The sequence below is a fragment of the Vibrio cionasavignyae genome, from assembly GCF_050337155.1.
Classification (GTDB): Bacteria; Pseudomonadota; Gammaproteobacteria; order Enterobacterales; family Vibrionaceae; genus Vibrio; species Vibrio nomapromontoriensis.
This window is the reverse complement of the sequence record NZ_JAKJSR010000033.1, coordinates 38,680-62,317: the sequence shown is the minus strand read 5'-3', so window position 1 is coordinate 62,317 and position 23,638 is coordinate 38,680. Positions and strand designations below refer to the sequence as shown.

Genomic DNA, 23,638 nt, shown 5'->3' with positions numbered 1-23,638 from the left:
GTGCGCAAGTAGTCGTGGTAAGGCTGTAATTTGGTTGGTCGAGATTGCCGCTCGGGATACACAGACTCTTTACTTCTGTCTCGAAGATAAGTGCGAACGGTATTCCTTGAGATACCTAAATCTCTCGCGATGCGGCGGATGCTTTGCCCTTGCTGATGTAAAACGTGTATTTCCACTAGTTGCTCCTGATTGATCATAATCCGCCGCTTTGTCCATTTACGAACGGATAGTTTGCCTCAGGTGGGTCAATTTTAAATCGGCGTTAGTGGGTCATTTTTACATCGGCGCTGACACCCGTGACGGAATCTGAAATGGGCTTCTTCTCAGATAAGGATATTACTGCGCTTTTTGAGAGGATCACTAAAAGCAAACGCGCCAAAGAATACGAGCTGGTCTGTAAAATTTGCTTATCTACAGGCGCACGTATTTCAGAAGCCAATAATCTTCGTGTATCGCAGGTTACTAAATTCAAAATCACATTTTTGGATACCAAGAGCAAAAAGAACCGCACGGTGCCTATCACAGAGAAGCTCTATAATGAACTGATAGCGTTTGAACCAACGGGTGAAAAGGATCGGCTGTTTAAATGCTGCCATCACGGCATTGCGTTTTTAATTAACCAAACATTCCCAGACTTACCGGATGGACAGAATACCCACGTTTTTCGTCATACCTTTGCAAGCCGATTTATGGAGGCAGGAGGAAACATTTTGGTACTGCAAAAAATCCTTGGTCACAGTGACATCAAAATGACGATGCGTTATTCCCATTTCTCGCCCGATCACCTCATTCAGGCAGCGGAATTAAACCCGATTTCCAGCTTGGGATTGTAGCCATAAATTTAACGAAAAATGGCGACAAAATGGCGACAGATTTTCCGAATACTGGTCATTATTGAACAATACTGGCGAAACGAGAAACCAGTAACGCATTGAAATGCCTACGGAACCCTTGGTTTTACTGGCTTCTAAAAATGACTACGCATTACACTAAGTAAGCAACACAGATAAATAAAAAACACCCGCTATATGCGGGTGTTTTTTTTCTTTCAATCTGGAGCTAATACTAAACACTAGCCTACTAACGCTTCATACTAACAATACGATGACTATTCAAGCGCTTCCATCGGTGGTACCACTTCAACGGGAACACCATTTTGCGCCAACACAACGGCTTTAGCGATTCGGTCAGAAATCCCATACTCTTCTAACCACCATTCTAGTTCTTGTGGAACTAACATGGCTTTTTTCGTGCCATCACTTCTCGTCAATGGCTCATGTGCTTCAATAAATACACTTCTGTCTGGCTCAAGAGCGACTTTAATTGGCTCATCGATAACGCGAACTTGTAGTCCAACTTTCGCTTCATTAAACAGCCAATCAATATCTTTGGGATCCATACGGATACACCCAGCACTGACTCGTAAGCCGATGCCAAAGTCTTTATTGGTGCCGTGAATCAAATATGATCCCGTCCCATACGCTAAGCGCATAGCGTAGTCCCCTAGCGGATTTTCTGGACCTGCAGGTACAACGTCAGGGAGTTCAATCCCTTTCGCTAAGTAATCCTTACGTATTGACGCAGGAGGTGTCCACGTCGGGTTCTTCCGTAGTTGGCTGATTTTAGTCGTCATTTCTGGCGTATCTTGCCCGATTCGACCTATACCGACGGGGAAAATGTGGACGATATCTTTTTCTGGCTCAAAATAATAAAGTCTTAGTTCCGCAAGGTTGATGACAATTCCTTTGTATTCAACCTCTGGCAATATCGTCTGACTTGGGATCGTCAAGACATAGTCTTCGGGAGGTAAAAAAGGGTCAACCCCCTTGTTTGCTGCCATTAAAGACAAAAAACCAACGTCGTATTGCTTCGCAATATCAGACATCGTTTGTCCAGCGACAATACTATGATATTGAATTGTCCCAACCAAGTTACTGCCATCTTCTGGAAGCGTATAGGTGGCAGCACTTATCCATTGTGAGAAGCTCAGACAAGCCGCTAAAATCGTCCTACGATACATCAATGTTGATCCCTTGCTTCTTTATATACGCTTAAGGTTATCTCTCTTTGTGTCTTGTGATCAACTATCGGTTCAGGATATTCCAACTTTTGAAACGCTTCCCACCGCCAAGGTTGATGAATATGACGATTTGGCACCTGGGCGAGCTCCGGAATCCACTGACGAATAAACTCCCCCTGTGCGTCAAAACGCTCGCCCTGGCGAATAGGGTTAAAAATACGAAAGTAAGGCTGTCCATCACACCCTGTAGATGCACACCACTGCCAACCCCCGTTATTTGCAGCGAAATCCCCATCCACCAGCTTGGACATAAAGTAGGCTTCACCCCATCGCCAATCTACGTGAAGATCCTTGATTAAAAAGCTTGCCACAATCATACGCAACCGGTTATGCATCCAGCCTGTAGCATTAAGTTGACGCATTGCCGCATCAACAATGGGATAACCTGTCACACCATTAGTCCATTGTTTAAAGACGTCTTCACGCCCTTGCCAAATCAGTTTTTTTTCCCAGCTAAGGTAGCCATGACGACGACTTAATTTAGGTTCAAAGTGCACTAGGTGCTGATAAAACTCTCGCCAAATTAACTCACTTAGCCATACCTCGGGACCTTCTGATAATGACGGTTCTTGACCATCGGACATTGTCGCATCAAGATAGAGGCGAGCCACACACTGTCTGGCTGAAAGTGCCCCTATCGCTAAATAAGCACTAAGTTGGCTCGTCCCATCCACCGCAGGATAATCTCGATCCTGATGGTAATACATAACCCTATCGTGACTAAATGTCCGCAACCTATCTATGATGCTGTCGGTATCCACCGGCAGAGGTAAACTCGACACCAGTGGATAGCTAAACGGTACATTCGACGCATACCGATAATGAAACGGAGCATCGGTAGGGACGGAGACTATCGGCTTGCGAACTCTGGCTAGTGTAAACTGCGCTTTCCAAGCATTTTTGAATGGCGTAAAAACTTTGAAGTTTTGGCCTTGTTTATTTAATACACTGCCCGGCCGAAGTATGCATTTGTCATCAAATGAACAAACCGTTTTACCATGCTGTTTAAACTGTTCTGACAGCGCAGAAATTCTATTTCTTTCATTAACTTCATAATCAAGATTCAAGAATAGCTCGGTCACACCTAGCTCAATTGACAATGCCAGCAACCACTCATTAGCCCGTTCAAAATTGTCACACTGATGATAGAGCAACGGTATGTTCAATAGCTCAAGCTCTGTATTTAGCGCCTCCAAGCGCCTGCGAATGAGATCAGCCTGAATCGGCGCCAAGTCATGCTGCACCCACTGCTGTGGTGTCGCTATAAATACGGCTATTACTGGTGTCTCGCCATCAACAGCTTGAATTAAAGCGGTATTATCGATAGTTCTTAGATCACGATTGAATAACACTAATCGTTTCATTGAGCTCTCCTAAAGCGTTGAGTTACTAGGCTTAGCGGTCACATTAAACATCAAATTAAATGTTCTATAACAGGTGAAACATAAACCGGAACACTATGGTTGGCTCGCTGCTCTCTTATCACAGAAAGATGCTTCTCCGATAAAGACTTTTCCGCAAATAAGTGCACCCCATGATACGCAGCGATCACCTCTTCATTGAATAAGGCTCCAATATCATCAACACCATCTAAAAATATCACTCGCCCCTCTTTTTCAACGAGTCGGGCGTAAAAAAGCCAAGCAAAAAGGTTGCCTACCGTGTCCAAATTAACGAGAAGGTATTGATGTTTACCGCCCTTTTTTGACTCAGCTTGGATCATCAGTAACAACTGATGAATGAGTAAGGTGCGAAATAACGCATATTGCAGCGACCGTTGACCCATTTTGACAAAATCTATCGCCATCAACACCGGGATAACACATTGCGTTTCTACGATATCCAGAGGGTACTCTTTCAAGACAAAACGGAGAATTTTTCCTACCTCGTCACCATCTAATAAGCTTAGAGCTTGAAGTAGTTGCTCCACTTCATCAAGGCGCTGAGACGGTTCGTGCTCCGTAGGTAAAGTATTTGACGCCAACAAAGCTTTGACTTTGCCAATGGATACCCCTTTTGCAAGCCAACCCTGGACACGTTTAATCGTCTCCACATCTTTTTCTGTATATAAACGATGCCCTTTCTCTGTGCGCTCAGGTTGGACAAGATTATAACGCCTCTGCCATGCTCTTAGAGTGACGGGTTTTACCCCAGTCATCTGTGCAACGTCTCGAATGGCGTAACGAGCATGATTAAAGCCCATAACGCAGACGCATTTCTTCTGGGTGAGGCTGCAAGAACCGTTGCGAAGCAAGATAATCATCAGGGTATGCACGGAGATAGTGCTTTAACAAAGTGAGCGGCGAAAGCAAAGGCAGTAAGCCTGTACGATAATCGTCTATCACTTGTGCCAGTTCACGCTTTTCATCTGCATCTAACGCTCGCTTAAAATACCCTTGAATGTGCATGAGGACATTAGTGGCATTTTTACGAGACACTCGGTGCTTCAGTCCTTCCATCAACCCCAACCGATAGGCTTGGTAAAATTCATCAGGAGCGTACTCGCTTTGATGAGCAACCAATCTACCTAGCGTTTTATATGATGTCGGGTTATGAGCCATCAACGTCAGTTTGTAACGGGAGTGAAAATCAACAATTTTCCCCGGAGTAGGCTGACCTTGCATAGACTGGTAAAAATCATTTAGCCCAAACACGCGAGATATAAAGTTCTCTTTAAGCACAGGATCATTCAGCCTGCCGTCCTCTTCTACGGGCAACCATGGCATTTTCTTCATCAAATGTTCGGTATACAAACCAACCCCATTCGCTTTGGCATGACCAACGGTATAGACCTTCACTCTCTCCATCCCACAGCTTGGAGACTTAGCACATACGATATACCCACACATCTGGGTATTTTCCAACTCAGCGACTTTGCTGTGAGTGAAGGCCAACATACCGTCCGTATGATCCTGAGTTACATCCTTCGTTTCTACTAACCTAATTCGCTCTTCATTTGACATTAAACGAATGGTTGGACGGGGCACAGGGAGCCCCATCCCTACCTCAGGACAGACAGACACAAACGAAAAATACTCCCTCAGCTCTTTGTTTACATAACTGCTTTGCTTGTGACCTGAATCGAAACGTACGTTTTCACCCAATAGGCAAGAACTGATTCCAATAGTGATGACTGGCTCATTCATGAAGTTCTCCTTGTGTTTAAAGTGCGCTCGCATACAGGCAAAGACACAATGAAATAAGTGATACAAAAAATTGTTCTGTACAATCTTACGTAGCTCTTGTGTAACAGTTCACTCATGCAGCACTTTTTTCTTCAGCACCTAGGATTCACTCAGTCAATCGATTGCCCTTTCACTTTCAACAGATTTAGTTATCATGCCAACTTAACTAGTAACATTAAAAGAAAAATGTGATTAAAATCTCATAGAAGCCTTATTATTAGAGCTAACATTCATTTCAACAAAGAATGATTACATTCAACAGAATTCGTTAAAATATTAGGAGCAATACCATGGCTACCCCTCATATCAATGCAAACCCGGGTGATTTTGCTGAAACAGTCCTGATGCCAGGCGATCCGCTTCGCGCTCAATATATCGCTGATACGTTTTTAGAAGACGTAGAAAAAGTATGTGATGTGCGCAATATGTTTGGCTATACCGGTACTTATAAAGGTCAACGTGTTTCAGTTATGGGCCATGGCATGGGTATCCCATCTTGCTGTATCTACGTTCACGAGCTCATCAAAGATTTCGGCGTTAAGAACGTGATTCGAGTAGGCAGCTGTGGGGCGGTACGTGACGATGTTAACCTAATGGATGTCGTTATTGGCATGGGCGCATCAACCGACTCAAAAGTTAACCGCATCCGCTTCAATGACCATGACTTTGCTGCTATTGCTGATTTTGGTCTCTTAGAAGAAGCCGTAAAGCAGGCCCGTAGCCAAAACGTTCCCGTTAAAGTGGGTAATATTTTCTCTGCTGACCTGTTCTATACACCAGAAGCAGACATCTTCGACAAAATGAAACATCTAGGTATTTTAGGTGTGGATATGGAAGCGGCCGGTATCTATGGCGTTGCCGCAGACTTGGGCGCAAAAGCACTGACTATTCTTACGGTTTCCGACCATATTATCCGTGGCGAGAAATTAAGTTCTGAAGACCGTCAAAAGTCATTTAACGAAATGATGACTGTCGCGCTAGAAACTGCCATCAACCTATAAATGTTAAAAGCCAGTTCAACGCCTGAAGTTGCACTGGCTTTTTTTAAAACTGTTTTTATGAACCTTTTTCACAAACCATAGGGGGTGAACGTGTCAGAAGGCAAATTGCCGCTGGCCGCGAATGGATTACAGCTCAATTTTTGTAAAACATTGGCGTGTGACAATTTTGGAAAAAGTGATGCAAATCTTTATATTTTGCAACACAGTAATCCTAAGCGACCTGCGATGGTATGCCGAGAATGTGGTGCGTTTCCCCCCCTACTTAACAACCAAGAAGTCCTCTGCGAGCTAAACCGCTTGCGGCTGACTCACGACGATGGACTGCCAGCGTGTAAAGATAGCCAATGCGCTAACTTTGGTCTTTCGGTCGATACCCACAAAGAGCGTTATCACGCTTTTGGGTTTAGCGGTGATCGGCAGCGCTACCGATGTAAACTGTGCCAAGGGACATTTGTCGATAAATGGTCTGGATCCAACAAAAAAATTGAGTTTCAAGAAGCTTTGCTAGCGTTCTTATTTACCGGTTACTCCGTCAGAGAAATCTGCCGTAAACTCAGCATCAACCCTAAAACGTTTTATGACAATATCGACCAAATCGCGAGTCGTTGTCGTAGAAAGCTCGCCCATATTGATGCGCGCTGGTTGAATCATGCGAGTCATTATACCCTTGCTTCAAGTTACCAAAGTCTGCAACCCGCTAGCCATAACGGTGTTTTTTGGTTCGCAACCTGTGACGTAAATTCTGGCTATGTACTGTGCCAGCACACCAATTACACATTAGAAAGCACACCCAGTACCCAACTTGATCACGATGCCTATCAAAAAAATGCCCAGTTTCTGCCTCATCAATATGTCGCGGAAAATTATGGCAACACAAATGAGCGCACCGAAAGCGAGCGAAGCCCTAAAAGTCGTGTTAACAACACTCCAGTAGAAAAAACACCCACTAGCATCAAAGAGCGTATAGATATTAACTATCAGAATATTCTAGCAAGAAGCAACGTTGAAGACCCTTTGGGCAATTTTTCTAAGTTCCACTACCCTAATACAGGCACGATTATAAGGGCTCCCTACACTTCCTATGCGCATTACCTGCATATTTCACAAATGATAGGTAACGAAAAACCATTAGCTATCTTTATGCCTCAAGACCCAGTGCTTCGCTCAGCTGCATTAACGGTGTACCTTGAACGTATCAAGAACGACAACGTCGATCTGCTATACGTGATGCAAGATCCCAACTGGGATAATAGCGGGCTGTCAAAAACAACCGATATTGCTCTTATGGGCTGGTGGCGTGATCGTTGGGCTATTGCGCACCAGGCTAGTGGAGCCAGCAAGGGGTTATGCTATCTATCATCCGCGAGTGATTCTCTGTCAGGCACAAACTCTTCGTCAGATAACGTGGACGATACCAATTATTGGCTACAGGTGGCCTCAACTGAGAGTGTTGAATTTTACCAAGCTCGTTTCCAATTGCTATTTGAAAGCTTTATTAATGAGCCAAGACGAAAATTAAGACCGGGCGGTATTATGCCGCTGCTCGACATCTTTCGGGCTTGGCATAACCTCTGCTATCAAGATAAACAAGGGCTCACAGCCGCTCAAAGACTGAATGTCTGTGAGGCCCCTATGACGTTAAAGCAGCTACTAGAATAAGTGGGGTATCTTTTTAAAACACAACGTTTAAAGAAAGAATAACGATACCCCAAACACCGCGAATAAAGTACCAACAACACTACGACGGCTGATCTTTTCGCCACGGATTGTGTAGATAATTAAAATAAACAGTGGGCTGGTGGCAATCAATGTTTGTGCGATTGCGGGGTTAGCGTGTTTCAACGCCACTTGCTGTAACCATAACGCCAAGAATGTGCCGACAAAAATAGCGGCAAGTAACCACAACCAGTTGTTACGGTTCATCCTCGTACACTGTTTTTTGATGGCAGAAAACGGTTTCTTTTCGACAAACCCTACCACCATAGCAACAGCCGCAACGCCTATCGTTAAACGAATTAATGCCCCGAGTAAGGGTGGCAAATCACCTTGTACCAAGGCAAAATGAGAAATCACCACCCCAGATGCCTGACAAATACTTGCCAATAATCCAAAACCAATCCCTTTTAAATCATAGCCCTTTTCTGCACTATCATTAGGTTGAAATACCACCGACGTCACAGCAATCGTTGTGATAAGAACACCGAGCCAACTTTGAAGTTGTAAGGCACTGCCCAAAAAGACCAATGCCAAAACCCCTGATAAAGGCGGCGCTAACGATTCCAGTAATAGTGTCTTATTTGCGCCGATTCGCTTAAGGGCTGAAAAATAAGCGCTGTCTCCAATGGCAATGCCTATCACCCCAGAAATACCCAATATCCATAAATAGCTAGGATCAATCTCCACGGCCGGCATCTCGGTAAAAGGCAGCACCATAAGCATCATCAACGAAGCAATCGAGCCTTTGATAATATTTAGCTGCATAGAGCTAAAATGATGACTAAACTGGCTGTAAATCCAAGTCGCGACCGCCCAAACTATGGCAGCACCAATCGCTGCACTTTCTCCAATAAAAGTCATCAAATTCCTCTTAAATCATCATTTATCTGTTGCACAATACATAAATATAACAAATACTTAACTAGTTGAATTATTTCAATTCGCTATTTTAACTCTCGCAAGGATGAACTATGTTTCTTGATTACTTTGCTCTTGGACTGCTCGTTTTCGTCGCCCTAGTCATATTTTACGGCATTATTGTTATTCACGATATTCCTTTTGAAATCGCAAAAGAACGCGACCACCCGCATCAAGACGCCATCCATGTCGCTGGTTGGGTCAGCTTATTTACCCTCCACGCGATTTGGCCGTTTCTATGGATTTGGGCCACGCTTTGGCGAAAAGAACGCGGTTGGGGATTTCATAAACTCGAAGAAGAACAGCACGATCTGCATCATCGCCTTGAGAAATTAGTCGACCAAGTCGCTACGATGGAACAAGAAATCCATTACTTAAAAAGTAGACAAGATGTACCGCAAACTCAATCTGCGGAAGAGGAGAAGTAATTCATGGATTTATTACTCATATTAACTTACACCGCGCTGTGTATCGCCATTTTTAAAATTTTCAAAATCCCGCTGAATAAATGGACCGTCCCAACCGCGGTACTTGGTGGTGTCGTGCTCATTGGTACACTTATCTTATTAATGAACTATAACCATCCGTTTACGCAAATTGGTGGACAGTTTTACAGCACAACCCCTATCGTTTCCAGTGTTCGAGGCAAAGTCGTTGAAGTCAACGTTGAAGCCAACCAACAACTGAAAAAGGGCGATGTCATGCTAAAAATTGACCCTATCCCTTACCAAGCAGAAGTCATTAAAGCCAAAGCGGCCCTTGCTGATGCCAATCAAGATGTTTTACAACTAGAGAGTGATTATAAGGCTGCTCAATCCGATACGATTAAGGCCGCCGCTGAGCGCGACAAAGCAGAGCGCGAGTTCGCCCGTTATCAAAAAGGCTTTAAAAAGGGCGCATTTACCGAACAGCAAGTGGATACTCGCCGTCAGCAATTCAAAGCTAACCAAGCAGCGCTTGAAGCCGCGCAAGCAAAAGAAGAAAGCGCTCGACTTGCGTTTGAGTCTCAGATCTTTGGTGAAAATACCACCGTTGCCCAACTCAAAGCACAATTAATACAAGCGGAGTTTAATCTTCGCGAAACCGTCGTGTTAGCCCCTACCGACGGCTATGTCACTCAACTTGCTCTTAGACCCGGCATGATGGCAGTACCGCTACCCTTAGTTCCTCTAATGACGTTCGTCCACACAGAGGATAACTTCTTTGTGGGTGCGTTTAGACAAAACTCTTTGCAACGCTTGCAGCCAGGTTTTGAAGCGGAGTTTTTATTTAGAGCACTGCCAGGTAAAGTCTTTAAAGGTAAAGTGGTTGAAGTCTTGCCTACTATCGCAGAAGGTCAGATTAGTGCAAGCGGTACATTAAGAGGCACGCAAACCTTTAATACATCGGGACGAGCGATGGTTAAACTCGTGCTAGATGACGACATGAGTGAATACGTACTACCTACCGGCTCTAACGCGGAAATTGCGATTTATTCAGACAGCTTCGAACACGTTTCGATCATGCGTAAGGTCTTAATTCGCATGAAAAGCTGGCAAAACTACCTCTATCTGGATCATTAAAAGAACATGAACCATAGCGGTCTTAACGCGTGTTAGTACGACTGCCACAACAATGTTGATTGACCCAGATAAAAAATGGCAACCCTAGGGTTGCCATTTTTCTATCTGTAATTTTGAGTGGACAAATTCTTAGTCCAGCAGAGAACGAACGTATTGCTCGATTTCTGGCACTTGGCAATGTTCGAAGAAGCATTGCTGGAAGCGTTCACCTGTCACTGCCGTTCTTACCAATTCAACATCAATGGCTTTTAGCGTGTCTAAGTAGTTTTCTTTAACCACTGCCGCTTTAACATCATTTAAGATACCAGCGTTACGTTGTTGTGGCTCAGCACGCTCAAGTGGGTAGCCTTGACCACGTTCACCTGTAGTAAATGCTTTTTCAAAAATGTAGCGTACATTCAGTTCCGCACCCCAGCCATAACCTTTTGCAAACGCTAAAGACAAAGCATTGCCATTGTTAATCTGGTTAAACAAGAATGCGTCCGACGGCTCTAAACAGTAGCCACAAACAATGCCTGGGTGGATGTTAAGTGACATCATTGCACCTTGGCCTGTGCCACAACCAGTCACAACAAAATCAACCGCTTTCGAGTTTACAAGAATGCTTGCCATGATACCTAGATGGATATAAGTAAGATGATGATCGTTTTCATCACTCATACCAACGTTAAAGACTGAATAGTCTAATGGTGCAACCACGTTAGTCAGCTCGTTGTAAACCACCGCGTTTTTGCCCGCTTGGCTATTTTCCATCATCAATGCAATTTTCATTTGTTTCTCCCGCTATATTGCGAATCAAAAGTTATAACTAAAATCTTTCTTTACTACCTGGTATGAAACTGTCGACTATCATACCCGCTTCAATACATGTCACTGTGTGTGGAGTATGCGCCTCATGAATGATGGCCTCACCTGCACGAAGTCGTTGGGTCTCTTCTCTAGATACAAATTCAAAGCAACCCGTTAGCACGAGTGTGAGCTCCTCATGTGAATGGCAGTGCTTCTCTACCGTCCCTTGCTCAACTCCGACACCAATAGTGACAGTGTCACATTTATTGGTATCTAAACATGACTCCTTGCTATATCGTCTTTCAGACGGTTCACGCACCATGATATTGATAAACTAACCTTGAGAGACTATATCTGCGCTGCGTTTATCGCGATATAAACGAGCAATCGTCAGCACATTCATCATGATGACAGACGCTTCAAGCAAACTTCCGCCAATTGACCCAATCGAAATATTATTGATAAGCCAACACGTAGCGCCAAGTAAGAACCCCAAGCGTAAAGGAATATCCTTTAATACAAATATCGAAATGGTTCCGATAACCGTGCCAGCAATTGGCCATAATTGCCATGCATCCTGAGCTAGGGTTACCCCCACTGCCACACTGATTATCACAAACAATGTCGCAACCCATAATGAACGAGTATAAATCGCCATTCCTGTCCTAAAAGTGGACAGTAACGCGCTTGCCGCCGACACCATCGAGCCCATTAAGATAAAGTGAACCAGATGGTTAAGGTTAAGTAACAGCATCAAAATTTTGAGTTTCTTGTCGTCTTTTTGATAAAACGTCGACATACCCAGCGCAAAACTGATTAAGCCAAAAACTTGTGCCGTTACTTCCCCTCCCATCTCACTTATTCTCTTTGCGTATTAGCGCGCTAACCAACCACCATCAACAGCAATAGTGTAGCCATTGATGTAATCAGAAGCTGAAGATGCTAGGAACACACATGGTCCAGCAACATCTAACGGTGTACCCCAACGGTTCGCAGGAATACGCTCTAGGATCGCTTTGTTACGGTCAGCATCTTCACGCAATGCTTGTGTGTTATTCGTTGCCATGTACCCAGGTGCAATAGCATTCACATTAATGTTGTGACTTGCCCATTCATTCGCCATCGCACGTGTGATACCCATAACGGCACTTTTTGAAGCCGTGTAAGATGGCACACGGATACCGCCTTGGTAAGATAACATTGATGCGATGTTGATGATCTTACCGCCGTTGCCTTGTGCCATGAACTGCTTAGAGACCGCTTGAGACATAAAGAAAACAGTCTTAGAGTTAATGTTCATCACATCATCCCAATCCTGCTCAGAGAAATTGATCGCATCTTCACGGCGGATAATACCCGCGTTGTTCACTAGCACATCGATTCGACCAAACTCAGTCACTGCTTTATCAATAACAGTTGGAATATCTTCTTGCTTAAGTAGGTTTGCACGTACATCTAAGAAAGTATGGCCCGCAGCCTGCATTTTCTCGATGGTTTCTGTTGGTTCAACGTAGTTAACACCTACTACTTTACAGCCAGCTTCTGCTAAACCAAGCGCCATACCTTGACCTAAGCCTGTATCACAACCAGTAACAATCGCGACCTTACCGCTTAAATTAAATGAATCTAACATCATGTTCCTTTTCCTCAACTTATGATTGTCATCGTAGCGATGTGCATCGCTGACTGAATATGTGATTACAATAAAGCAATAAAACACCATTAGCAATATTTTTAAAACATCATTTCAAAAATATTCATTGAAGACGAAAATAAATGTGAGACAGATCGTGATTGAATCATTTTTTCTAAAAAGGCTTTTTAAAAATTGTGAACAGTGTTAGCTTTCGCATGTAGGACATAATGAGAAAGGAATGACCATGGAGAAATCCACGCAGCCTGAAGCGGTATCTTCGGTATTAAAAGTATTCAATATTCTAGAGTCATTAGGTGACCAAAAAGAGATTGGCGTGTCCGATCTGTCACAACGTCTAATGATGTCTAAAGCCACAACTTATCGATTTTTACAAACGATGAAAGGGCTTGGCTATGTCTCCCAACAAGGTGAAGCTGACAAATATTCGTTAACATTGAAGATGTTTGAACTGGGTTCAAAATCGCTAGAGTGGGTCGATCTCGTTGAGCTAGCGGAAAAAGAAATGCGTGTGATCTCAGAAGAAACCAATGAAACGATCCACCTTGGTGCGTTGGATCATGGCTCTATCATCTATGTTCATAAAATAGACTCTAGCCATGCATTAAGAATGCACTCTAGAGTGGGACGCCGAAACCCATTGCACACGACCGCAATCGGTAAAGTATTACTGGCTGAGCGCGATGAAGCCTCAATTCGTCACGCATTAGTCGATGCTGAGTTTGTCAAAAGCACGCCGAATACACTAGAAAGTATCGAGCAACTTTTACAGGAGTTGGCGGTCGTCAAACAACAACATTTTGGTGAAGACAACGAAGAGCAAGAACCTGGACTTCGTTGCATTGCAGCTCCAGTTTATGATCGTTTTGGTACGGTCATCGCAGGCGTATCGATCTCTTTCCCGACGATTCGCTTTGACGAAGACAGAAAAGATCATTACGTACATCTACTGCATCAAGCTGGTAAGAATATCTCGGAACACTTAGGGTTCAAGAACTACCCTGTGTAACTAGCTCTCGTCATTTCCGTTATGGGCAACGATTTTTCACATCGTCGGCTTGTAGCCATATGCTAGAATTCATTACACAAAACATATTTGCACCAACATCACTAACAAACAAAAAAAGCAGCCTGCATCGATATGACGCGGCTGCTTTTCTTTTTCTATCATCTGTAACGCTATCAAAAACCGCCCCGTCGAGCGCAGCGGATTTGAATTAGTTTACATGAGCTACCGCATCTTTAACCAATGCGCCTAACTCGTCCCATCGGCCTTCATCAATAAGCGTCGTCGGTACCATCCAAGTACCACCACATGCCAATACTGAAGGAATAGAGAGATAATCATCCACATTGTTAAGGCTAACACCACCTGTCGGCATGAATTTAACTGGATACACAGCGGTTAGCGCTTTAAGCATGCCCACACCACCTGACGGCTCTGCAGGGAAGAATTTCAATGTGCGTAACCCCATCTCCATCGCTTGCTCGACCAAGCTTGGGTTGTTAACACCCGGAACAATTGGGATATTCTTATCGATACAGTATTGAACCGTTCTTGGGTTAAAGCCTGGGCTGACAATAAAGTCAACGCCAGCATCGATAGCCTGATCAACTTGCTCATTGGTTAGCACTGTTCCCGCACCAATTAGCATATCTGGGAACGCTTTACGCATAGCGGCAATCGCGTCCACGGCACAAGCGGTGCGGAAGGTAATTTCAGCACAAGGCATGCCATTTTCAACCAGCGCCTTACCTAGTGGAACGGCATCTTCAACCTTGTTGATCGCGATAACTGGGATGACTTTTAAGTCCGCTAGTTTTTCATTCAATGTTGTCATTTAATTGTCCTACTAATCGAGTTCTGGTGTTTCATTCTTTGGAATCACGGCGCCTTGATGCTGGATGACTGCGCCCGCGACTTTGTGACCCATCGCGGCAGAGGCAACAGCGCTGCCTCCGGTAAGTCGCTTAGCAAGATAGCCTGCGCTAAACGAATCACCTGCTGCCGTTGTGTCCACAACATGGCTAATCGGTTTTGGTGCCACACTTGTCGTTTCACTACCGCTATATATTAAGCAATCTTCCGCACCACGTTTGATAGCAATTTCAGTCACGCCCGCTTGATAAGTTCGCTCTATACACTGCTCAACAACCTTGTCACCAAATAGGGCTTGATCATCGTCAAACGTTAATAAAGCCGTGTCAGTGTAACTTAGCATTGTTTTATAAGTGTCGGCAGCAAGCGCTTGATCACGCCACAGTTTCGGGCGGTAATTATTATCGAAAAATACTTTGCCACCGCGCGCTTTGAATGCACTCAAGAATTCAAACAACTTACCACGGCCATGATCAGTTAAAATGGCCAACGTGATTCCGCTTAGATACACAGCATCATAACTCAGCAAGGTTTCTAACAGACTGGCTGACTCAGGTTGGTCAAAAACGTATTTCGCTGCGGCGTCACTACGCCAATAAAAGAAAGTCCGCTCACCGGTATGATCCGTTTCAATATGATAAAGACCAGGCATTTTATCCTTCAGCTTTAAGATTAAATGTGTATCCACCCCTTCTTGCTGCCATGCATTCATCATTTCAGTAGAAAAAGGGTCATCACCCAAAGCCGTCACATAACTAACGGTGAGATCATGTTGCTGAGTAAGACGCGAAAGATAGAGTGCCGTATTCAAAGTATCGCCACCAAAACTCTGTTTTAGTAGCTCACCTTTACGTTGCAGTTCCACCATGCATTCGCCAATGATGGCAATTTTGTATTGGGTCATAGTTGACTGTCCAGTTGCGTTCCATTCAATATTAATTTGTTGTTTGTGTGGATGAGCAAGAACCTTTACCTGTCCTTGTGTTCTTCTCCACTCCCTACCAGTCATTACAAATTCGAAAAAAGAAATCTATTTTTATGAAATGGCGGTTCATTTTTAATAATCATACCAGTATTCAGAGTGCGGTTGTAGCGTTTATTTCCCTATTGCTTGTGATAGAGATCATTAAAAAAGGCAGCCCAAAGGCTGCCTATGCATAAGAATTAACGAACCCTATCTCAACTCAATCACACATCGAGTATGATTCAATCCAACGATTCAATCCAACATCAGACAAATGGAAACCAAAACGCATTAGTTCCACTTAAGGACTCGAACTTCATTTCCTTCTTCTGGGTTTCTTGGAATATTCAGAGACAACACAAGCGATATCATTGCCATCGCCGCACCGATATAAAACACACTCGCAGGCGAGACAAGCCAGATAACGCCAAATGTTACCGGGATCACCACGGCTGCGATATGATTAATGGTAAATGACACACCTGCGGTCGATGCCATATCTGCAGGATCAGCAATCTTTTGGAAATAGGTTTTTATTGCCAATGCCAGCGCAAAAAACAAGTGATCAACCACATACAGAGCAGCAGCCCACTCAGCGGTTTGTACTAGGCCATAACCGACAAAAACAAAGATCAAACCTATATATTCGAAAATAAGGGCTTTACGCTCTCCAACAATACCAATGAAACGACCGATTTTTTTCGCAAATAAAAAGTTAAATAAGTAATTAATCAAAAAAAGTAACGTGATATCAGCCACGCTGTAACCAAACTTCTCTACCATTAAAAAGCCGGCAAAAACGGTGAATATTTGTCGTCTCGCGCCACTCATAAAGGTCAATGCGTAATACAACCAATAGCGCTTTCTCAATACCAACTTCTTGTTTTGTGGGGTTTCGGTCTTAAACTGAGGGAACGCAAAAGCAATCACCAAAACCAACACAAAGCCAATACCACCAGAAATGCCATAAACCCAAATGTAATCCAACTCAAAAATTTCGAGCATGACCCATAGTGCACCATAAGTCAGTAACGACGCCAAAGCGCCAATGGAGATTAGTTTTCCTAGCACCTCTGGGGCTTCTTCTTTATTCAACCATTGCAGAGATAACGACTGCTTTAACGTTTCAAAATAGTGAAACCCGGTAGACATAATAAATGTCGTAATCAATAAGCCCGCCACTGAGGGGAAGAGCCCTGTAATAGCCGTTCCTAACGTTAGCATCAGTAGTGAAAGCACCATAAACTTTTGCTCTCTTATGAACAGCAACACAAACACCACCGTAAATGCCAAGAACCCCGGAATTTCTCGAACACTTTGCAGCAAACCAATGTCAGCACCATCGAAATTGGCCTTTTCGATCACAAAGTTATTCAACAACGCCATCCAACTAGAAAACGCGATAGGAACAATAATAGAAATGATAATGAGAAAGTTTTGTGGCGTACGCCAGTCTTGTGATTTATGACTAGATAACATGATTATTTTCCTGAAGTACTGATACTATTGATCTGATAGATGCTCGTTCTATTATTCGAGTGATGTTACGAGCCAATGTGGAGTCTAAACCGTTGCAAAATATAAATACAATAAAACTCGCGACTTTTAACTTATGTAACTTCGCTGCGCCACCATTTGCCTTCTATGAAATGGACAATATCTACACCAGCCAACAATGGACTCAAAAGACCAATTGGTTAGAAAAAACGCTGCGCGTGCTAGATGCCGACATTATCGCGTTTCAAGAAGTCTTTTCCGCAGAGGCACTCCGCATGCTTTTAGACAAGCTTGGTTATCACTACTTTTATCTAAACCAAGAGTGTCATGTTGAAGCGGAATACATTTACTCAGAGCCTTCACTTGCCTTTGCATCTCGCTTTCCTTTGATACAACAAGCGAATCTACCATTCCTAACCAGCACATACGGTGAGTTTAGCCGTCCTCCATTGCATGTCACCCTCAACCTTGGTGGCGAAAGAAATATCGACTTATACAATGTCCATCTGAAATCTCAGCGGCCAGCTTCCGATATCCTTGATCCCACTCTTGAGTCAACCGTCGAGCAATGGCTAAATGAGCTGCATGCCTCTAATGCTTCGACACAACTCAGACAAATGGAAGTGCTATCACTGCAAAACGCCATTGTAACGCGCAAAAAAGCCACACATAACCCAGTGGTCCTTTTAGGAGACTTCAACAATAATCTTGAAGCGATTGAGTTTAGCCCTCTGCGATCCAATCACTTAAGAAGACAACCTTCATCGGCGAGTTCTCTTTTACCCTTTACCTTATTAGATAGCTGGGCACTATTTCAGCAACGACAAGTGTCACCTAACACGGCTTCCCCCGTGACCCATTACTATGGTGCGCACGGAAACCGGCTCGACCACATTCTCCTCTCCCCTGAGTTTGATATTAGCTACGCTCAGCCGCTATTCGAGCTACAAAACTATCAACTGATCGACAAACACATCATCGACCCAAGGTTTGGCATTGATGACGTCAGTAGTGATCACGCTATTGTCAGTATAACGGTCAAACTCAGAGCCGACAGAGAATAATGTGCAGAAGCTATTGCATAATCTCTTAGAATCAATTAGTTATATCATACCATCCAATTTTAGGACGCGAGCATGAACATCCTTATCCGACCAACAGAACTTAAAGATGCTGAAGGACTAACACACCTCTATTCTCAGCCAAAAGCGCAGCGCGAAACGCTTCAGCTCCCCTTCCCATCTATCACAATGTGGCAAGAGCGACTAAAAAACATGCCCGTTGGTGTCTACAGTTTTGTCGCCGAACTGGATGGGAAAATTGTTGGTAACATTGGTCTTGAGCATTCACAACGACCAAGAACCGCGCACTGCGCCACTTTTGGCCTAGGTGTTCATGATGACTTTCACGGTATGGGCATCGGCAGCCGATTAATAGAAACCGTCTTAGAGCTGACGGACAACTGGCTAAATGTGCAGCGCGTTCAAATTGAAGTCAATGCCGACAACAAAGCGGCAATTGCACTGTATACGAAGTACGGCTTTGAAATTGAAGGTGAAGCACTTTGCTCCGCATTACGTGATGGTGAATTTATTTCCACCTACTATATGGCACGCCTAAAGGACCAACTTTAATCACTGCACGGCGTCTAAAAATAACCACCAACCTCGTCCCCTCCCTTGGTGGGGACTTATCCCCGCAAATATTCTTCTCTTGCCACTGTGACAAATTTGGCCTTAGCCCGACAAAGCAACCCATTGCATAAACTTGGACTAGCCTCACAAACCCATACTCACTCGATAGCATATATCTATAAATCCCTTAGTCTTTGTCACTTTAAAAAAGGGGCGACATGTCGTGAAGTCATAATTACGCTTGTTCATCCAAAAGAACTGGGCTTACTGGCTCATCACTTCAGCAAAGATAAGGAGACCGTATGAAAACACGAGCAGCGCATTATCGAACAGGCTTATTGGCACTCATCAGTTGTGGGGCATTACTATCGCCTTCAATCACAATCGCATCAGAGTGGGGCTATCAAGGCAAGCATGGGGTTGATAGTTGGGGAGCCATTAGCGCTACCTGCTCTGACGGCAAAAATCAGAGCCCTATCGACATCAATAGCAACGTCACCATTGACGCCTCGCTAGCCAACCTAGCTATGAACTATTCAGGCCAAGTGTCTGACATAGTAAATAACGGACATACCGTGCAAGTAAATGTCACTGGAGAAAATACGCTCAGTATCGATGGGGATACCTTTGCGCTCAAACAGTTCCACTTCCATACCCCTTCGGAAAATACGCTGAACGGTAAACATTCGCCACTAGAGGCGCATTTTGTCCACGCCAATAGCGATAATGCCTTAGCTGTCGTCAGCGTTTTTTATCAAGCAGGATTAAGAGAAGACAGCGCACTAAAGCAAGTACTGTCGAACATCCCAAACAATAAGCAAACTATACAGCCTTCTGCATCTATTACCCTCGACTCACTCCTTCCTAGAGTTCGTAGTTATTATCGCTTTAGTGGCTCCCTGACCACACCACCGTGCAGTGAAGGCGTTCGTTGGTTTGTACTTAAAGATAAACAAACCGCAGATCAACAAGAAATCGACCAGCTAAAAGCCATCATGGGCAATAATGCTAGACCCACTCAGCCAATCCACGCCAGAAAAGTACTGCAGTAATCCGTCTCGTATGGTTTACCAATTTTGGTAAATCATACCTTCTCTCACTTTTCAGTCACGACACGATCCCTTTCTTCTAACAATCACCTGCTGTTCAATAGTCACCTCCAGTAACAAAAATCCATCAAGGCTTGTGACCCTAATATCGCTTGAAGGAGCCTGTTATTTTAGATAATTAGAATGATCGGTGTAAATCAATACTGAGATTTGTAAATTCAAAGTTGACTTTAGAAAACCCAAGAAAAAGCGTCAGTTAGGCGTGGTTTTTTAAGAGGTCTATTCCAAATTTACTAATTTTACCAGACGGGGTTGAGGCATTTAGAAGTAATTCAAAGTTTACCGTATGGATTACGCGTAACCTGAACGTTAACAAATATGAGAACATGTTGCAGTGTTGAGAGACAGACGACGAATACAGTAAACCGCATTCTTCTATTACTTGTTTTGGTTTAACGTTAGTGAGTTCACTAAACAAAGTGCGTCCACTAAATAAAAAGGTGACCTATGAGGCAATGTGAAATTAACGTCTATGACGTAAGAGATGAGCAAGACGCCATTGTGCTAAATATCCAATTTTCCGATACCACAAAGGCCGATTTTTTGTGGAGTAATATGCCGTCATCACCTAGGCATGACTACATTTCACACTTAGTTGTGTCCGGCAACGTAGTCGCGAAAAAATACATCACAGAAGATGATTTAAGTGAGATGAACAGAACGGAAAAACAAAGACTATTAATGACGTCTTAAACAGCGATATCCTTGATATCGCTGTTTAAATTAATCAAACCGACTTATAACTCGACAGTAACCAGTGACTCTTTCAAGCCTTCTACTACCCCTTTTGCAATGAGCAGCTGACCCTTTTCGTCCTTACCCGCAGCAGACGTCACCATCAGATCACACATCGCTTCACCACCAAAACCCACCATGGTTGGATTCTCTGATTCTACGCTGACAACTTGTATAACGTCGCCTTGTGGTGAAATCTGTACTACCGATTGTCCGGCATACATTGCAACCCAATAATTACCATTTACGTCCACGCTTGCGCCATCTGGTCGACCCGCATAACCTTCAAGATCACAAAGTAGCTCCTGCTCGCCATATTCACCCGTTTGTGGATTATAGCTATGTTGATAGACTTTACTTGACCCTGTATCTGCCCAATATAGCCACTGACCATCAGGAGAAAACGCTAAGCCGTTACAAGTCCAAGCAAACATAGGTAATGCTTCAATGCTGCCATCAAGATTCAATTGGTGAAACTGACCTTGGTCGCCAACTTTCGCACCATTACGAGTCCCGGCAACAAAGCGTCCACCCGGGGCACCGCGCCCATCGTTGTAACGCATTCTCGGGTACTCAGAAACCAGCGGTGCTAGCGAGGTTTTCTCACTATTCCAACCATCAACAAGGTACATTCCTGATTTTAACGCCACAATGAAGCCCTGCTCACCATACAAAGCAAAACAGCCAATCGGCTCACCGAATTCGAGCTTTTCATTTTCACCGTTTTTATTGCGCCATAACTCACCATCGCAGATGTTTACCCACATCCAAGAGTCATTACGCCAATCCCATCGAGGGCATTCGGCAAGGTCAAAATCTAGGTCTACAAATTTTTCGAACTGAATATTGGGTTGCACGCCTATGTCCTTTTACTATTTTTCAATTGGGAGTTATTGAGTACACGCCAGCTATGCAGATTAGTACGCTCACTATGCGGATTAGCACACAAACAATACTATGAAGATAACTTGCCGCTGCACTCTCATTTTATCTGCTCTTTTTAACAAAAAGTCAGGATTGGAGCTAGCGGCATTTTCGGTTTTGCTTCAGAAAGCGAGTAATTAACAGGTACAACGCACGCTGTTATATCGTCTTACTTCGTATATCACTGGCTCATATCATTTACGACCTTGCGTGGCGTTGTCATTTGAGCCAAGCTGTCCGGGTTTAAATAAGTAGTATTCGAAGGTAAGGCGAATTTGGCATTGTGCTCGACAATCACGGCATTAATCTTCACTAACAACCCCTGTTGAATAGTTAGGAATGTTTCCCTGTCGGATGTGTCAATGTGTGCGAAAACATCTATATCCATACTGTAATCACTAAAAGCAGAGAAATGGACCCGCAGTGGCGTTTCTAGTACCGACTCATGATCAGACAAAACCTGCTGAATACCTCGAGTTATCTGCACCATCGTTTCCATCGATGTCTCGTAACGCAGCCCCAATTTAACCAAAAATGGATACCTGTCACGTCGGCTAAAATTGGTAATCTGCATTTTAGCCAAATCCCCATTTGCTATCGTCACCTGGGTGCGATCTTTTGCCCTAATTCGAGTGGAGCGCACGCCTATTTGCTCAACCACACCAGATATTGACCCTACTGCACAAAAATCACCGACCGATAGCGAGCGATCCATAAACAAAATCACTCCCCCTATCAAATTTTCCATTGTTGGACGAATCGCAAGTGCAATCGCCATTCCGCCCAAGCTTAAGCCAGTGACAATGCCATAAACTGGCACACCTAAGCGATGTAAACCAAAACCCAGCACGCCAACGGCGCACAAGCTGCCTATAATTGTGCCGGAAATTTGTCTCAGACTTCTGCGTAGTCCATTGTCCTGCTGCCCGCCCCCGAGTAACCAGTTGCACGTTGACGCACCCCACATATAAGCGACTTGTGCAACCAACGGCCAAAGTAATAGTTCACCAACAATATTAATGAAGTTCATTACGCTGCCGGTTAGATTAAGTTGGTAGTCCGAAACCCAAATATAACCAAACACGCCAATTGCCATCAGCAAAGGCTTTACAATGGCGCGCTTGACATGTCGATACACTATAAAAGAATAACTCGCGAGAAAAACGCTCACTACCACAATGGCTAGCCATTGCCACACCGCTTGGTCAGCAAACTCCAACATAAACTCCTCAGGTAATGCTTCAATGTACTCAAACCAACTGGGAGGGATAAGGCGACCTGCACTTAGTGAATAATACTGGTAGTAGTCTACCCCTGCGGTGTCACGACTCGGTAAGTGCTGCACCAGCGAATAATACTCAAACAAATTATTTACAGTATGCTGAGAGAACAAAAACTGCCCTTGCGGATCGGCAACAATCTCAATATTCGAATTGGGTACACGCCATCTAGTACTTGCCGGATCGGCTGGGATCGTATCAAGATCAAACGGCGGTAACCGGTCAAGTACCTCTTTTAATAACATCACTGACTCTGTGCCAATTCTTTGGTGATTCGAGGCCGGCACTCCCGACAAGTCAAAGGTTTGCGTGGCTTTATCAAAAAGGCTATAGATATGTTGCTTTTCAGCATCCGTCATCGGTTTTGACGACTCAACGACCTGTTTTAATGCTTGATTGGCTTCCTCTACAAGATCTAAATAACTATTATATGTGGCACTTGGTGAACTGGTATCTGGAGGGGCCAGTGGAAATGAACTCTGAGCTATGTTTTGAAACGACACCATGCTTAGGCTCAACAGCCACATCATCATCCATGGTTTCATACGTATTCCTCCAACCCACTCGGCTTAATTGCAAACTAGTAGAAATCCCTATACTTTCCGCCTATTTGTCACGACATCTTCATTAACTGTGACATCGTACTGATTCAATACAATGCTTATGCGGTACAAACAACATACTGACAAACGTTCTATGTGATAACTAGGC

24 protein-coding genes and 1 pseudogene are annotated in these 23,638 nt (G+C 43.9%); 10 read left to right on the top strand and 15 right to left on the bottom strand.

The features are described 5' to 3' along the window. Positions 1–197: helix-turn-helix domain-containing protein (locus L4D74_RS22980; protein ID WP_428754775.1), on the bottom strand; the 197-nt coding region annotated here is incomplete at its 3' end. Positions 198–293: 96 nt separating this feature from the next. On the opposite strand from L4D74_RS22980, the pseudogene L4D74_RS22975 reads away from it, so the two are divergent. Further along, a pseudogene (locus L4D74_RS22975) lies at positions 294–833 on the top strand (tyrosine-type recombinase/integrase); the annotation flags it as partial. A 275-nt stretch (positions 834–1,108) separates the two neighbouring features. Here the strand turns inward: L4D74_RS22975 and L4D74_RS22970 are convergent. From L4D74_RS22970 to L4D74_RS22955, 4 genes are read right to left on the bottom strand one after another with little or no spacing between them, the layout of a single operon-like run. Further along, entirely contained in the window at positions 1,109–2,020 is a 912-nt protein-coding gene (locus L4D74_RS22970; RefSeq protein WP_428754774.1) for a L,D-transpeptidase family protein, read from the bottom strand. Then, on the bottom strand, positions 2,020–3,444 hold the full coding sequence (phrB, locus tag L4D74_RS22965; RefSeq protein WP_428754773.1) for a deoxyribodipyrimidine photo-lyase: 1,425 nt from the start codon (positions 3,442–3,444) through the stop codon (positions 2,020–2,022). Before phrB ends, L4D74_RS22970 begins: the two co-directional genes overlap by 1 nt. 50 nt (positions 3,445–3,494) lie before the next feature. After that, positions 3,495–4,283, bottom strand: a complete 789-nt coding sequence (locus L4D74_RS22960) for a MerR family transcriptional regulator (RefSeq protein ID WP_428754772.1) — start codon at positions 4,281–4,283, stop codon at positions 3,495–3,497. Continuing rightward, positions 4,273–5,226, bottom strand: a complete 954-nt coding sequence (locus L4D74_RS22955) for a YbgA family protein (protein ID WP_428754771.1) — start codon at positions 5,224–5,226, stop codon at positions 4,273–4,275. The genes L4D74_RS22960 and L4D74_RS22955 overlap by 11 nt, the downstream gene beginning before the upstream one ends. A gap of 329 nt (positions 5,227–5,555) precedes the next feature. Between L4D74_RS22955 and deoD the strand changes: the two genes are divergently transcribed. Continuing rightward, complete coding sequence (gene deoD / locus L4D74_RS22950) at positions 5,556–6,266, top strand: purine-nucleoside phosphorylase (RefSeq protein ID WP_250618054.1); 711 nt, start codon at positions 5,556–5,558, stop codon at positions 6,264–6,266. A gap of 90 nt (positions 6,267–6,356) precedes the next feature. Next, positions 6,357–7,925 (top strand): transposase, encoded by a 1,569-nt coding sequence (locus tag L4D74_RS22945; RefSeq protein WP_428754770.1) that lies wholly within the window; start codon positions 6,357–6,359, stop codon positions 7,923–7,925. Between the two features lie 27 nt (positions 7,926–7,952). On the opposite strand, the gene L4D74_RS22940 is transcribed toward L4D74_RS22945, so the two are convergent. Then, positions 7,953–8,843: a DMT family transporter gene (locus tag L4D74_RS22940; RefSeq protein WP_428754769.1), complete on the bottom strand. Its 891-nt coding sequence runs from the start codon at positions 8,841–8,843 to the stop codon at positions 7,953–7,955. A 110-nt stretch (positions 8,844–8,953) separates the two neighbouring features. On the opposite strand from L4D74_RS22940, the gene L4D74_RS22935 reads away from it, so the two are divergent. After that, on the top strand, positions 8,954–9,328 hold the full coding sequence (locus L4D74_RS22935; protein ID WP_428754768.1) for a DUF3302 domain-containing protein: 375 nt from the start codon (positions 8,954–8,956) through the stop codon (positions 9,326–9,328). 3 nt (positions 9,329–9,331) lie between these two features. Next, positions 9,332–10,462, top strand: a complete 1,131-nt coding sequence (locus L4D74_RS22930) for an HlyD family secretion protein (RefSeq protein WP_428754767.1) — start codon at positions 9,332–9,334, stop codon at positions 10,460–10,462. 129 nt (positions 10,463–10,591) lie between these two features. Here the strand turns inward: L4D74_RS22930 and L4D74_RS22925 are convergent, their stop codons facing one another. From L4D74_RS22925 to kduD, 4 genes are read right to left on the bottom strand one after another with little or no spacing between them, the layout of a single operon-like run. Then, positions 10,592–11,233: an RpiB/LacA/LacB family sugar-phosphate isomerase gene (locus L4D74_RS22925; RefSeq protein ID WP_428754766.1), complete on the bottom strand. Its 642-nt coding sequence runs from the start codon at positions 11,231–11,233 to the stop codon at positions 10,592–10,594. A gap of 37 nt (positions 11,234–11,270) precedes the next feature. Then, on the bottom strand, positions 11,271–11,573 hold the full coding sequence (locus tag L4D74_RS22920; RefSeq protein WP_428754765.1) for a cupin domain-containing protein: 303 nt from the start codon (positions 11,571–11,573) through the stop codon (positions 11,271–11,273). A 12-nt stretch (positions 11,574–11,585) separates the two neighbouring features. Further along, complete coding sequence (locus L4D74_RS22915) at positions 11,586–12,104, bottom strand: YgjV family protein (protein ID WP_428754764.1); 519 nt, start codon at positions 12,102–12,104, stop codon at positions 11,586–11,588. A gap of 21 nt (positions 12,105–12,125) precedes the next feature. Beyond that, on the bottom strand, positions 12,126–12,887 hold the full coding sequence (gene kduD / locus L4D74_RS22910; RefSeq protein ID WP_428754763.1) for a 2-dehydro-3-deoxy-D-gluconate 5-dehydrogenase KduD: 762 nt from the start codon (positions 12,885–12,887) through the stop codon (positions 12,126–12,128). Between the two features lie 244 nt (positions 12,888–13,131). Here kduD and kdgR point away from each other — a divergent pair, with 244 nt between their 5' ends. Beyond that, complete coding sequence (gene kdgR / locus L4D74_RS22905) at positions 13,132–13,914, top strand: DNA-binding transcriptional regulator KdgR (protein WP_428754762.1); 783 nt, start codon at positions 13,132–13,134, stop codon at positions 13,912–13,914. A gap of 208 nt (positions 13,915–14,122) precedes the next feature. On the opposite strand, the gene L4D74_RS22900 is transcribed toward kdgR, so the two are convergent. The 3 genes from L4D74_RS22900 to L4D74_RS22890 form a co-directional block, all read right to left on the bottom strand. Beyond that, entirely contained in the window at positions 14,123–14,746 is a 624-nt protein-coding gene (locus L4D74_RS22900; RefSeq protein ID WP_428754761.1) for a bifunctional 4-hydroxy-2-oxoglutarate aldolase/2-dehydro-3-deoxy-phosphogluconate aldolase, read from the bottom strand. Positions 14,747–14,758: 12 nt separating this feature from the next. Then, a complete protein-coding gene (gene kdgK / locus L4D74_RS22895; RefSeq protein ID WP_428754760.1) occupies positions 14,759–15,688 on the bottom strand; it encodes a 2-dehydro-3-deoxygluconokinase in 930 nt (309 codons plus the stop codon). Positions 15,689–16,039: 351 nt separating this feature from the next. Continuing rightward, positions 16,040–17,227: an MFS transporter gene (locus L4D74_RS22890; protein WP_428754759.1), complete on the bottom strand. Its 1,188-nt coding sequence runs from the start codon at positions 17,225–17,227 to the stop codon at positions 16,040–16,042. A gap of 92 nt (positions 17,228–17,319) precedes the next feature. Between L4D74_RS22890 and L4D74_RS22885 the strand changes: the two genes are divergently transcribed. From L4D74_RS22885 to L4D74_RS22870, 4 genes are all read left to right on the top strand, one after another. Further along, the gene (locus tag L4D74_RS22885) at positions 17,320–18,309 is read left to right on the top strand and encodes an endonuclease/exonuclease/phosphatase family protein (RefSeq protein WP_428754758.1); all 990 of its coding nucleotides are present in this window, start codon (positions 17,320–17,322) and stop codon (positions 18,307–18,309) included. A gap of 72 nt (positions 18,310–18,381) precedes the next feature. Further along, complete coding sequence (locus L4D74_RS22880) at positions 18,382–18,879, top strand: GNAT family N-acetyltransferase (protein ID WP_428754757.1); 498 nt, start codon at positions 18,382–18,384, stop codon at positions 18,877–18,879. A 302-nt stretch (positions 18,880–19,181) separates the two neighbouring features. After that, positions 19,182–19,931 (top strand): carbonic anhydrase, encoded by a 750-nt coding sequence (locus L4D74_RS22875; RefSeq protein ID WP_428754756.1) that lies wholly within the window; start codon positions 19,182–19,184, stop codon positions 19,929–19,931. Between the two features lie 504 nt (positions 19,932–20,435). Next, on the top strand, positions 20,436–20,681 hold the full coding sequence (locus L4D74_RS22870; RefSeq protein WP_250618068.1) for a hypothetical protein: 246 nt from the start codon (positions 20,436–20,438) through the stop codon (positions 20,679–20,681). A 44-nt stretch (positions 20,682–20,725) separates the two neighbouring features. On the opposite strand, the gene L4D74_RS22865 is transcribed toward L4D74_RS22870, so the two are convergent. Together L4D74_RS22865 and L4D74_RS22860 are read right to left on the bottom strand one after the other, a co-directional pair. Beyond that, the gene (locus L4D74_RS22865; protein ID WP_428754755.1) at positions 20,726–21,580 is read right to left on the bottom strand and encodes an SMP-30/gluconolactonase/LRE family protein; all 855 of its coding nucleotides are present in this window, start codon (positions 21,578–21,580) and stop codon (positions 20,726–20,728) included. A gap of 248 nt (positions 21,581–21,828) precedes the next feature. Then, complete coding sequence (locus L4D74_RS22860; RefSeq protein ID WP_428754754.1) at positions 21,829–23,472, bottom strand: mechanosensitive ion channel family protein; 1,644 nt, start codon at positions 23,470–23,472, stop codon at positions 21,829–21,831. Positions 23,473–23,638 lie beyond the last annotated feature (166 nt).

What these genes read in the sequence shown, in the direction of transcription:
- L4D74_RS22970 (WP_428754774.1), bottom strand. Translation starts at nt 2,020, where the DNA reads ATGTATCGTAGGACGATTTTAGCGGCTTGTCTGAGCTTCTCACAATGG.
- phrB (WP_428754773.1), bottom strand. Translation starts at nt 3,444, where the DNA reads ATGAAACGATTAGTGTTATTCAATCGTGATCTAAGAACTATCGATAAT.
- L4D74_RS22960 (WP_428754772.1), bottom strand. Translation starts at nt 4,283, where the DNA reads ATGGGCTTTAATCATGCTCGTTACGCCATTCGAGACGTTGCACAGATG.
- L4D74_RS22955 (WP_428754771.1), bottom strand. Translation starts at nt 5,226, where the DNA reads ATGAATGAGCCAGTCATCACTATTGGAATCAGTTCTTGCCTATTGGGT.
- deoD (WP_250618054.1), top strand. Translation starts at nt 5,556, where the DNA reads ATGGCTACCCCTCATATCAATGCAAACCCGGGTGATTTTGCTGAAACA.
- L4D74_RS22940 (WP_428754769.1), bottom strand. Translation starts at nt 8,843, where the DNA reads ATGACTTTTATTGGAGAAAGTGCAGCGATTGGTGCTGCCATAGTTTGG.
- L4D74_RS22935 (WP_428754768.1), top strand. Translation starts at nt 8,954, where the DNA reads ATGTTTCTTGATTACTTTGCTCTTGGACTGCTCGTTTTCGTCGCCCTA.
- L4D74_RS22930 (WP_428754767.1), top strand. Translation starts at nt 9,332, where the DNA reads ATGGATTTATTACTCATATTAACTTACACCGCGCTGTGTATCGCCATT.
- L4D74_RS22925 (WP_428754766.1), bottom strand. Translation starts at nt 11,233, where the DNA reads ATGAAAATTGCATTGATGATGGAAAATAGCCAAGCGGGCAAAAACGCG.
- L4D74_RS22920 (WP_428754765.1), bottom strand. Translation starts at nt 11,573, where the DNA reads ATGGTGCGTGAACCGTCTGAAAGACGATATAGCAAGGAGTCATGTTTA.
- L4D74_RS22915 (WP_428754764.1), bottom strand. Translation starts at nt 12,104, where the DNA reads ATGGGAGGGGAAGTAACGGCACAAGTTTTTGGCTTAATCAGTTTTGCG.
- kduD (WP_428754763.1), bottom strand. Translation starts at nt 12,887, where the DNA reads ATGATGTTAGATTCATTTAATTTAAGCGGTAAGGTCGCGATTGTTACT.
- kdgR (WP_428754762.1), top strand. Translation starts at nt 13,132, where the DNA reads ATGGAGAAATCCACGCAGCCTGAAGCGGTATCTTCGGTATTAAAAGTA.
- L4D74_RS22900 (WP_428754761.1), bottom strand. Translation starts at nt 14,746, where the DNA reads ATGACAACATTGAATGAAAAACTAGCGGACTTAAAAGTCATCCCAGTT.
- kdgK (WP_428754760.1), bottom strand. Translation starts at nt 15,688, where the DNA reads ATGACCCAATACAAAATTGCCATCATTGGCGAATGCATGGTGGAACTG.
- L4D74_RS22890 (WP_428754759.1), bottom strand. Translation starts at nt 17,227, where the DNA reads ATGTTATCTAGTCATAAATCACAAGACTGGCGTACGCCACAAAACTTT.
- L4D74_RS22880 (WP_428754757.1), top strand. Translation starts at nt 18,382, where the DNA reads ATGAACATCCTTATCCGACCAACAGAACTTAAAGATGCTGAAGGACTA.
- L4D74_RS22875 (WP_428754756.1), top strand. Translation starts at nt 19,182, where the DNA reads ATGAAAACACGAGCAGCGCATTATCGAACAGGCTTATTGGCACTCATC.
- L4D74_RS22870 (WP_250618068.1), top strand. Translation starts at nt 20,436, where the DNA reads ATGAGGCAATGTGAAATTAACGTCTATGACGTAAGAGATGAGCAAGAC.
- L4D74_RS22860 (WP_428754754.1), bottom strand. Translation starts at nt 23,472, where the DNA reads ATGAAACCATGGATGATGATGTGGCTGTTGAGCCTAAGCATGGTGTCG.